At 61.4% G+C, this 10,106-nt stretch carries 10 protein-coding genes; 8 read left to right on the top strand and 2 right to left on the bottom strand.

The features are described from left to right. The first annotated feature begins 104 nt into the window (after positions 1 to 104). The 8 genes from minC to DYL61_RS26265 all read left to right on the top strand — a co-directional run bounded on the left by minC (position 105) and on the right by DYL61_RS26265 (position 8,219). Entirely contained in the window at positions 105 to 842 is a 738-nt protein-coding gene (gene minC, locus DYL61_RS26235) for a septum site-determining protein MinC (RefSeq protein ID WP_135310755.1), read from the top strand. A gap of 165 nt (positions 843 to 1,007) precedes the next feature. Next, positions 1,008 to 1,820 carry a septum site-determining protein MinD gene (minD, locus tag DYL61_RS26240; RefSeq protein ID WP_135310756.1) on the top strand — a complete coding sequence of 271 codons (813 nt, stop codon included), beginning with the start codon at positions 1,008 to 1,010 and terminating at the stop codon, positions 1,818 to 1,820. A 3-nt stretch (positions 1,821 to 1,823) separates the two neighbouring features. Then, positions 1,824 to 2,078, top strand: a complete 255-nt coding sequence (gene minE / locus DYL61_RS26245) for a cell division topological specificity factor MinE (RefSeq protein ID WP_010208824.1) — start codon at positions 1,824 to 1,826, stop codon at positions 2,076 to 2,078. 96 nt (positions 2,079 to 2,174) lie between these two features. Further along, positions 2,175 to 2,810 (top strand): RluA family pseudouridine synthase, encoded by a 636-nt coding sequence (locus DYL61_RS26250; protein WP_135310757.1) that lies wholly within the window; start codon positions 2,175 to 2,177, stop codon positions 2,808 to 2,810. Positions 2,811 to 2,980: 170 nt separating this feature from the next. After that, entirely contained in the window at positions 2,981 to 4,270 is a 1,290-nt protein-coding gene (locus tag DYL61_RS26255) for a M18 family aminopeptidase (protein WP_105694917.1), read from the top strand. Positions 4,271 to 4,460: 190 nt separating this feature from the next. Then, entirely contained in the window at positions 4,461 to 4,637 is a 177-nt protein-coding gene (locus tag DYL61_RS31360; RefSeq protein WP_167497999.1) for a hypothetical protein, read from the top strand. 52 nt (positions 4,638 to 4,689) lie between these two features. Further along, positions 4,690 to 6,855, top strand: coding sequence for a mechanosensitive ion channel family protein (locus DYL61_RS26260; RefSeq protein ID WP_135310758.1), 2,166 nt, complete (start codon positions 4,690 to 4,692; stop codon positions 6,853 to 6,855). 17 nt (positions 6,856 to 6,872) lie between these two features. Next, the gene (locus DYL61_RS26265) at positions 6,873 to 8,219 is read left to right on the top strand and encodes an amidohydrolase (RefSeq protein WP_135310759.1); all 1,347 of its coding nucleotides are present in this window, start codon (positions 6,873 to 6,875) and stop codon (positions 8,217 to 8,219) included. A 65-nt stretch (positions 8,220 to 8,284) separates the two neighbouring features. Here DYL61_RS26265 and DYL61_RS26270 read toward each other — a convergent pair whose 3' ends face one another. After that, positions 8,285 to 8,509: an MbtH family protein gene (locus DYL61_RS26270; protein ID WP_135310760.1), complete on the bottom strand. Its 225-nt coding sequence runs from the start codon at positions 8,507 to 8,509 to the stop codon at positions 8,285 to 8,287. Positions 8,510 to 8,591: 82 nt separating this feature from the next. After that, entirely contained in the window at positions 8,592 to 9,986 is a 1,395-nt protein-coding gene (locus tag DYL61_RS26275) for an aspartate aminotransferase family protein (protein WP_135310761.1), read from the bottom strand. Positions 9,987 to 10,106 lie beyond the last annotated feature (120 nt).

A 10,106-nucleotide genomic window follows, 5' to 3' on the forward strand; every position in this document is an offset into this window, starting at 1 on the left:
AGACAAGGGCCGCGCATTCTACAACGGTTCGACTCGGCTTGCGGCCAGTGGATGTTCTCGTTATAAGTCTCGACACTTTTCGTGACAAGCCGCTTTTGCCGACCATGAGCCAAACCGAACCGCTAGACCAAGATCCCGTGTTCCAGCTGAAAGGCAGCATGCTCGCCATCACCGTGCTGGAACTGGCCCGCAACGACCTCGACGCCCTGGACCGCCAGTTGGCCGCCAAGGTCGCCCTGGCGCCGAACTTCTTCAACAATGCCCCGCTGGTGCTGGCCCTGGACAAACTGCCGGCCAACCAAGGCAACATCGACCTGCCCGGCCTGATGCGTGTGTGCCGCTCCCATGGCCTGCGCACCCTGGCGATTCGTGCCAGCCGTATCGAAGATATTGCCGCGGCCATCGCCATTGAACTGCCAGTACTGCCGCCGTCCGGTGCCCGCGAGCGTCCGCTCGAACCATTGGTCGGCGAAGAGAAGAAAAAACCGGAAAAACCACCCGAGCCTGCGATCAAGCCTACAAAGATCATCACCTCGCCCGTACGGGGCGGGCAGCAAATTTACGCCCAGGGTGGCGATCTGGTTGTCATCTCTTCGGTCAGTCCGGGGGCGGAACTTCTCGCCGATGGCAACATCCATGTATACGGCCCGATGCGCGGACGTGCCCTCGCCGGCATCAAGGGTGATACCAAGGCCCGTATTTTTTGCCAGCAGTTGACCGCTGAGCTAGTGTCCATCGCAGGCCAGTACAAGGTTTCAGAAGATTTGCGCCGTGATCCGCTGTGGGGGGCTTCGGTGCAGGTCAACCTGTCGGGCGATGTGTTGAACATCATCCGTCTTTAACGGATACTGCCGCATTTTCCAAGCATCTCTAGACTCTGATAGCACAGCGAAACCGGCATTACTTGTGTAGGAATTATTTTTTCCTACAAGGCTGTCCGCCTGCAGCGAGTTCCAAGAGATGTTTTTCAGGGACCGAAAGTCCTTTTTCCTTAGGGGTGAAACACCTTGGCCAAGATTCTCGTGGTTACATCCGGCAAGGGTGGTGTGGGTAAGACCACCACCAGCGCCGCTATCGGTACCGGCCTCGCTCTGCGCGGCCATAAAACAGTTATCGTCGACTTCGACGTCGGTTTGCGTAACCTCGACCTGATCATGGGCTGCGAGCGCCGCGTGGTGTACGACTTCGTCAACGTGGTCAACGGCGAAGCCAACCTGCAACAGGCCCTGATCAAGGACAAGCGCCTTGAGAACCTGTACGTACTGGCCGCCAGCCAGACCCGCGACAAAGACGCGCTGACCAAGGAAGGCGTCGGCAAAGTTCTCGCCGAGCTCAAAGAAACCTTCGAATACGTGGTGTGCGACTCCCCGGCCGGTATCGAAACCGGTGCTCACCTGGCCATGTACTACGCCGATGAAGCCATCGTGGTGACCAACCCGGAAGTCTCCTCGGTACGTGACTCGGACCGCATGCTGGGCCTGCTGGCCAGCAAGTCCCAGCGCGCCGAAAAAGGCGAAGACCCGATCAAGGAACACCTGCTGCTCACCCGCTACAACCCTGAGCGTGTCAACAACGGCGAAATGCTCGGTGTTGAAGACGTGAAGGAAATCCTCGCAGTGACCCTGCTGGGTGTGATTCCAGAATCCCAGGCGGTCCTTAAAGCCTCCAACCAAGGTGTTCCGGTCATCCTCGATGACCAGAGCGACGCCGGCCAGGCGTACAGCGATGCCGTTGATCGCCTGCTGGGCAAGTCCGTGGAACATCGCTTCCTCGATGTCAAGAAGAAGGGATTCTTCGAGCGTATCTTTGGAGGCAACTAATCAATGAAATTTCTCGACTTCTTTCGCGCCAACAAAAAGCCTACGACCGCGTCGGTCGCGAAAGAGCGTCTACAGATCATCGTGGCGCACGAACGCGGCCAACGCAGCACACCGGACTACCTGCCAGCCTTGCAAAAGGAGTTGGTCGAGGTGATCCGCAAATACGTCAATATCGGCAACGATGACGTACATGTCGCCCTGGAAAATGACGGCAGCTGCTCGATTCTGGAACTCAATATCACCCTGCCTGATCGTTGATCGAACAGGCGGCCGCCACGGCGGCTCGTTCACCCTGATCCCTGTTTGAGGGCTGGGTGGGCGAGCCGCCGTTGGCGTTTGTTACGAGGCTGTTTAATGCCGCTGTCCAATATCCACATCCTGCATCAGGACGACGCCGTCCTGGTGGTGAACAAGCCGACCCTGCTGCTCTCGGTGCCTGGTCGCGCCGAAGACAACAAGGACTGCCTGATCACCCGCCTGCAGGAAAACGGCTACCCCGAAGCCCGCATCGTCCATCGCCTGGACTGGGAAACCTCGGGCATCATCCTGCTGGCCCGGGACGCCGATAGCCACCGCGAACTGTCCCGCCAGTTTCACGACCGTGAAACCGAAAAGGCCTACACCGCCCTGGCCTGGGGCCAACCGGAACTGGACAGCGGCAGCATCGACCTGCCCCTGCGCTACGACCCGCCGACCAAGCCACGCCATGTGGTGGACCATGAGTTCGGCAAGCATGCGCTGACCTTCTGGAAAGTGCTGGAGCGGTGTGGCGACTGGTGCCGTGTGGAGCTGACGCCGATTACCGGGCGTTCCCATCAGCTGCGGGTGCATATGCTGTCGATCGGCCATCCGCTGTTGGGGGATGGGTTGTATGCCCATGAACAGGCCTTGGCTGCGTGGCCGCGCCTGTGTCTGCACGCGAGCATGCTCAGCTTCACCCACCCACAGAGTGGCGAGCGTTTGCGCTTTGAGTGCCCAGCGCCGTTCTAAAGCTGCAAATACAGTAAATGTGGGAGGGGGCTTGCCCCCGATAGCGGAGTGTCAGCCACTACATCTGGCACAGATACACCGCCATCGGGGGCAAGCCCCCTCCCACATTTGTTATGTGCAGTTCTCGCCATCGAACGGTAAACTCCGCGCATTGCTGTCTGGAGCTATTTATGCGCGAAGCGTTGAATCAAGGCCTGATCGACTTCCTCAAGGCCTCCCCTACTCCTTTTCATGCCACTGCTGCCCTGGCCCAGCGCCTGGAAGCGGCGGGTTATCAGCGTCTCGACGAGCGCGACACCTGGACCACCGAGGCCAATGGTCGCTATTACGTGACCCGCAACGACTCCTCGATCATCGCCTTCAAGCTCGGCCGTCACTCGCCACTGCAAGGTGGCATCCGCCTGGTCGGCGCCCACACCGACAGCCCGTGCCTGCGGGTCAAGCCCCAGCCCGAGCTGCAACGCCAGGGTTTCTGGCAACTGGGCGTCGAGGTCTACGGCGGCGCGCTGTTGGCGCCGTGGTTCGACCGTGACCTGTCGCTGGCCGGTCGCGTGACCTTCCGCCGTGACGGCAAGGTCGAAAGCCAACTGATCGATTTCAAGCTGCCGATTGCCATCATCCCCAACCTGGCCATTCACCTGAACCGTGAAGCCAACCAGGGCTGGGCGATCAATGCCCAGACCGAATTGCCGCCGATCCTTGCGCAATTTGCCGGTGATGAGCGCGTGGACTTCCGCGCCGTGCTCACCGAGCAACTGGCACGCGAACACGGCCTGAACGCCGACGTCGTCCTCGACTACGAGCTGAGCTTCTACGACACCCAAAGCGCTGCCGTGATCGGCCTCAACGGCGACTTCATCGCCGGCGCGCGCCTGGACAACCTGCTGTCCTGCTACGCCGGCCTGCAAGCCCTACTCACCAGCGACACCGATGAAACCTGCGTGCTGGTGTGCAACGATCACGAAGAAGTCGGCTCCTGCTCCGCCTGCGGCGCCGATGGCCCGATGCTGGAACAGACCCTGCGTCGCCTGCTGCCCGAAGGTGATGAATTCGTACGGACCATTCAGAAATCCCTGCTGGTATCGGCCGACAATGCCCACGGCGTACACCCCAACTACGCCGAGAAGCACGACGCCAACCACGGCCCCAAGCTCAACGCCGGCCCGGTGATCAAGGTCAACAGCAACCAGCGCTACGCCACCAACAGCGAAACCGCCGGGTTCTTCCGCCATCTGTGCATGGCCGAAGAAGTACCGGTGCAGAGCTTCGTGGTGCGCAGCGATATGGGCTGTGGCTCCACCATCGGCCCGATCACCGCCAGCCACCTGGGCGTGCGCACCGTGGACATCGGTTTGCCGACGTTTGCCATGCACTCCATTCGTGAACTGTGTGGCAGCCATGACCTGGCGCATTTGGTGAAGGTGTTGGGGGCGTTTTACGCGAGTCGTGACTTGCCCTAAGTCTTCCATGTGGGAGGGGGCTTGCCCCCGATAGCGGAGTGTCAGTCGACAAATCTGGCACTGATACACCGCAATCGGGGGCAAGCCCCCTCCCACATTGGTTTTGTGTACACCTGATCCATGTCAGCTGCATTTCCCGTAATCCGGCCTAGACTTGTCAGTATTCCCACTCCGACAAGGCCGTCGCACCATGATCTCCATGTCCTCCTTCCACGCCATGCTGGTCCCGATCCTGATCGGCATGATCCTGCTGGCCGTAGGCTTCAACTTTCGTGACAAACCCGTTGGCGTATTTGGCATGTGGATCGGCATGCTGCTGATCCTGGGCACCGTGGTCTACAAAATTCTCGCCAAACTGGCCGAATGACCCATGCCCTCGTACACTCGGTCAACTCGTCGTTTTCAAGGTTGACCGCCTAGTGTTCTCCCGTCTGTTTGCCCTGCCCTGTTTCCTGCTGATCACCCTGCTCACCTTGCTGCCGCTGGCGCCTGCCCAGGCGGTGAGCCTGCCCGGCCTGCTGGGTAACTCCACCAAGACCCAGCCCCAGGCCGATGTGCCGTTGGGTCAATCACTGGACGAGGTGATCAAGACCCTGGAAAACGACCAGCAGCGCACTCAGTTGCTGAGCGACCTGAAAAAACTCCGCGAAGCCACGCAAAAGGCCCAACCTGCCGCCGAGGAAGGCGTACTGGGGTTGATCGGTGGCACCCTGGCCAGCCTGGAGTCGCAGTTTTCCGGCGCCGACAGCCCGCTAGGGCGTTGGTCCAGTGAATTCGACCAGGCCAAGGACGAACTGGGCGCCCTGATGCTGCCGGCCAATGAATGGCTGCCGATCATTTTCGGTTTTGCCCTGATCCTCGCGGTGTGGAGCCTGCTGGCCTACGCGCTGATCTGGCTCAGCCACCGCGTACGCGAACGTTTCGGCCTGCCCGAAGAGCTGCCGCAGCACCCGCGCACCTGGGACATGGTGCGCTTCGCCCTGCGCAAACTAGGCCCGTGGCTGATCGCCCTGGTGATCACGGTGTACCTGAGCTACGCGCTGCCCTCGTCCCTGGGCAAGTCCCTGGCCATGGTGTTGGCCTACGCGCTGGTGGTGGGTACGTGCTTCTCGGCAATCTGTGTCATCGCGTTTTCCCTGCTCGACGGCCCGCATCGCCACCGCGCCCTGTATATCCTGCGCCACCAGGCCTTCCGCCCACTGTGGTGGATCGGCAGCTTTGCCGCCTTTGGTGAAGCCCTGAGCGATCCACGTTTGGTACAGGCCCTGGGTCAGCATCTGTCCCACACCGCCGCGACGGTCGCCAATGTGATGGCCGCCCTGTCCACCGGCGTGTTTATCCTGCGGTTCCGCCGGCCCATCGCCCACCTGATCCGCAACCAGCCGCTGTCACGTCGTCTGACACGACGCGCCCTCAGCGACACCATCGAGATCGTCGGCTCGTTCTGGTACATCCCAGCCTTGCTGCTGGTGGGCATTTCGCTGTTCGCCACGTTTGTCTCTGCTGGCGATACCAGCACCGCCTTGCGCCAATCCTTGCTCTGCACTGTGTTGCTGGTGCTGTGCATGGTGATCAACGGCCTGGTGCGCCGGCACGCCCTCAAGCCACAACGTGGGCACAAGCGCCACGCGCTGTATTCCGAGCGCCTGAAAAGCTTCGTCTACACCCTGGCCCATCTGTTGGTGTGGCTGGTGTTTATCGAGCTGGGCCTGCGGGTATGGGGCCTGTCGCTGATCCGCTTTACCGAAGGCGACGGCCACGAAGTCAGCGTCAAGCTGTTCGGCCTGGCCGGCACCTTGCTGTTTGCCTGGCTGATCTGGATCCTCGCCGACACCGCGATCCACCACGCCCTTACCCGCTCGCGCAAAGGCCTGGCCAATGCCCGTGCGCAAACCATGATGCCGCTGATCCGCAACGTGCTGTTCGTGACCATCTTTATCATCGCCGCCATCGTGGCGTTGGCGAACATGGGCATGAACGTCACGCCACTGCTGGCCGGTGCCGGTGTGATCGGCCTGGCCATCGGCTTTGGTGCCCAGTCGCTGGTGGCGGATTTGATCACCGGCCTGTTCATCATCATCGAAGACTCCCTGGCCATCGATGACTACGTGGACGTGGGCGGCCACCTGGGGACGGTAGAAGGCCTGACCATCCGCACCGTGCGCCTGCGGGACATCGACGGCATTGTGCACACCATCCCGTTCAGCGAGATCAAGAGCATCAAGAACTACTCGCGGGAGTTCGGCTACGCGATCTTCCGGGTGGCGATCCCCTACAACATGGAAATCGACGACGCCATCAAGCTGATGCGCGATGTCGGCCAGAAGATGCGCAACGACCCGTTGCAGCGTCGCAATATCTGGTCGCCGCTGGAGATTCAGGGCGTGGAAAGCTTTGAGTCCGGCAGTGCGATCCTGCGGGCGCGTTTCAAGACGGCACCGATCAAGCAGTGGGAAGTGTCGCGGGCGTTCAACTTGTCCCTCAAGCGCCATCTGGATGAAGCCGGGCTGGACCTGGCGACGCCGCGCTTGAGCGTGCAGGTGGTGACCGCCGGCACTGTGCAGGAGAAAGATCAACAACAATAAACTCAGGAGAGGCTTTTATGCGTTTAACCGGTCTGACACACCCATGGATAGTTGGCGCACTGTGCGCCGTCGCAAGCAGTGCCGTGATGGCCGCCAGCAGCGGCCAGGACAGCGCCCGGGAGGAAATCGCCGCCCAAGCGAAGATTCTTGAGCCGGCGCTGCTGGAAACCCGCCGCGACATTCATGCCCACCCCGAATTGGGCAATACCGAAACCCGCACGGCCGAACTGGTCGCCAAACAACTGCGAGCGCTGGGCCTTGAAGTCAAAACCGGCGTTGCGCGCACGGGCGTGGTGGCCGTACTGAAAGGTGGCTTGCCCGGTCCCACCGTCGCCCTGCGCGCCGATATGGATGCACTCCCGGTCAAGGAAGTCGCCGACCTGCCCTTCGCCTCCAAAGCCAAGGGCACCTACCTGGGCAAAGAGGTCGACGTGATGCACGCCTGCGGCCACGACGCCCACGTCGCTATCCTGCTCAGCACGGCGAAAGTTCTGACCGGCATGCGCGAGCGCCTGCCGGGCACCGTGGTGTTTTACTTCCAACCGGCCGAAGAAGGCCCGAGTGATTTCATCCCCGACGGCAAAAACACCTGGGGCGCGAAAATGATGGTGCAGGAAGGTGTGATGAAAGCGCCCAAGCCAGACGCAGTGTTTGGCCTGCACGTCTGGGCTGGCGTGCCTGCTGGCCAGATTGCCTACCGCCCCGGACCGACCCTGGCCAGTTCCGATGACTTGCGCATCAAGATCCTCGGCAAACAGACCCACGCCGGTCGCCCCTGGGACGGTATCGACCCGATCACCGTGGGTGCGCAGACCATTGTCGGCCTGCAGACCGTGGTCAGCCGCCGCACCGATATCTCGTCATTCCCGTCCGTGGTGAGCATTGGCACCATCAACGGCGGCACGCGCTACAACATCATCCCCGAGTCGGTGGACATGACCGGCACCATTCGCTCCTACGACTATGGCATCCGCCAGAAGCTGCATACGGACGTGCGCCAGACCGTGGAAAAAATCGCTGAAAGCGGTGGGGCCAAGGCCGAAGTCACCATCATCGAGAAGTACGACCCCACCATCAACAACCCGGCGCTGACCGAAAAAATGCTGCCAAGCCTGCGCTGGGCGGCCAAGGATGATGTGGTGCAAGCCCCGTTGGTGGGCGGTGCCGAGGACTTCTCGTTTTATGCCAAGGAGGCGCCTGGACTGTTTGTATTCTTGGGGGTGACGCCGAAGGACCAGGACATGAGCAAGGCTGCACCGAATCACAATCCGGGATTCTTTGTGGATGAGTCGGCGCTGGTGGTAGGCGTGAGGACATTGGCGTCGTTGGCGACGGATTATCTCTACACCCATACACCGCAGTAGTGCGTTATGTGGGAGGGGCGGTGCGACGATTCGACTTGTCCCCTCCCACATTGGATTGCGGTGGATCAGCCAACCAGTGCCGTAGCGTCCATCTTCTGACGCAAGCTCAACGGACGCATATCGGTCCACACCTCTTCGATGTAGGCCAGGCATTCCTTCTTCAGCCCGCTCTTGCCCACGGTGCGCCAGCCTTCCGGCACGGCCTTGTAGTCGGGCCAGATGGAGTACTGCTCTTCATGGTTGACCACTACCTGGAACTGGATGTCGTCGCGGTCGAATACTGAGGTCATTGCTGTTCTCCATCGCAAAAAAACTGGCTGCGCACCACGCGCAGCGCTGATAGTTGTAGAAACGTACCAAGCCGCCGAAAAATTAGAGGCTGGCGACCGCTGCCGCCAGGGCACGCCCGAAAATCTCGGCCACGCGGTCCACTTCGGCGCCGGTAATCACCAGCGGTGGCAGGAAGCGCACGACGCTGCCATGCCGCCCGCCCAGCTCCAGGATCAGGCCACGCTTGAGGCATTCGCGCTGCACCAGCGGCGCCAGCTGGCGATGCACCGGTGGGTGGCCCTGCACGTCTGGCGCACCGTTCGGGTCCACCAGTTCGACGCCCAGCATCAACCCGCGCCCCCGAATATCCCCCAGTTGCGGAAAATCGCGCTGCAGGATGCGCAGGTGCTCGCCAAGACGCTCGCCCATCGCCGCCGCATGGCCAGCCAGGTCGTGCTCCTTGAGGTAGCGCATCACCGCCGACCCCGCCGCCATCGCCATCTGGTTGCCACGGAACGTCCCGGCATGGGCGCCCGGTAGCCAGGTGTCGAGCCAGTCGCGGTACACCATCACCGCCAGCGGCAGGCTGCCGCCGATGGCCTTGGACATCACCACCACGTCCGGGATGATCCCGGCGTGTTCAAAGGCAAACATCTTGCCGGTACGCCCGAAACCGCTCTGGATTTCATCAACAATCAGCGCCACGCCGGCCTGTTCAGTGATGCGGCGCAGGCCGCGCAGCCAGTCCAGGTCAGCCGGAATCACACCGCCCTCGCCCTGTACTACTTCGACAATCACTGCCGCCGGCAGCGCCACCCCGGCTTCCGGGTCGTTGAGCAGGTTTTCCAGGTAATGCAGGTTGACCCGCACGCCCTCCGCGCCGCCCAGGCCGAACGGGCAACGGTAGTCATAGGGGTAAGGCAGAAATTGCACACCGTTGCTGAGCAGGCCGCCCAAGGGTTTTTTCGGCCCCAGGCTGCCCATCAGGCTCAAGGCGCCCTGGCTCATGCCGTGGTAACCGCCCTGGAATGACAACACGGTGCTGCGCCCAGTGGCCGTACGCACCAGCTTCAACGCGGCTTCCACCGCATCGGTGCCGGTCGGGCCGCAGAACTGGATCTTCGCTTGCTGCGCCAATTCGGTCGGCAACAGGCCGAACAGGTCTTGCACGAACTGGTCCTTGACCGGGGTGGTCAAGTCCAATGTGTGCAAGGGCAGTTCGTCGCTCAATACTTGCTGGATGGCCTCGATCACCGCCGGGTGGTTATGCCCCAACGCGAGAGTGCCGGCACCGGCCAGGCAATCGATAAAACGGCGGCCCTCCACGTCCTCCACGTAAATACCTTTGGCGCGTTTGAGCGCCAAAGGAATGCGCCGAGGGTAGCTGCGGGCGTTGGACTCTTGCTGGCGCTGGCGGGCCAGCAGCGGTGTTTCTTCGAACTGGTAAAGCGTTTCCTGAAGCTGGGTGTCTTCGATCTGGCTGATAGCGACGGACATTGCGTGATCCCTCCTCTGATTCCTGTTCTGGAAACGCACCAGCGGTGAAAGGATTTAGGGGCAGTGATCGCCAACTGATGGGCGAAGGTCAAAAAGTGGGAGGGCAAGCCCTAATGCCAG

This window comes from Pseudomonas nabeulensis (assembly GCF_004682045.1).
Lineage (GTDB): Bacteria > Pseudomonadota > Gammaproteobacteria > Pseudomonadales > Pseudomonadaceae > Aquipseudomonas > Aquipseudomonas nabeulensis.